Genomic DNA, 457 nt, shown 5'->3' with positions numbered 1-457 from the left:
GCAAGGATGAGGACGAGGCGGCGAGTGTCGCCTCCGCCGGATGATGGGCGCAGGCCTCCAGCATAAGTTCATCGAAGCCGCCGGCGTGCGCTGGCACTGGGTGGAGGCGGGAGAAGGCGATCCGGTGGTCCTGCTGCACGGGATACCGGAGAGCTGGACCTGCTGGCGGCACCAGATACCGGTGCTCGCGACCCAGTTCAGGGTCCTGGCGTTCGACCTGAAGGGCTATGGGCAGTCCGACAAAAGGGACGGGGACTACACGGGAAACAACGTGGCCCGCGAGCTGCTCGCCGCCCTCGACGGCATCGGCATCGAGCGGTTTCGCCTGGCGGGGCACGATTGGGGGGTCATGGTCGGCGATCATGTGTGCGACCAGGCGCCGGAGCGGGTCGAGCGCTATATCAGATGCTGTCTGTCGCTCCACCGTTACGATCCGCGCAACGCGTTGCATCATCAC

Annotated in this window: 1 protein-coding gene; it reads left to right on the top strand. The window is 66.1% G+C overall.

Going from position 1 to position 457, the window contains the following annotated elements:
- Positions 1–40: 40 nt before the first annotated feature.
- The coding region (locus ACTFO6_RS17690) for an alpha/beta fold hydrolase (protein WP_439935734.1) at positions 41–457 on the top strand (417 nt) is incomplete at its 3' end.

Source organism: Pelomicrobium sp. G1 (assembly GCF_051905455.1).
GTDB lineage: Bacteria > Pseudomonadota > Gammaproteobacteria > Burkholderiales > UBA6910 > Pelomicrobium.
Note: the sequence above shows the minus strand (reverse complement) of the source record. Positions and strands in the feature narration are given on the sequence as shown.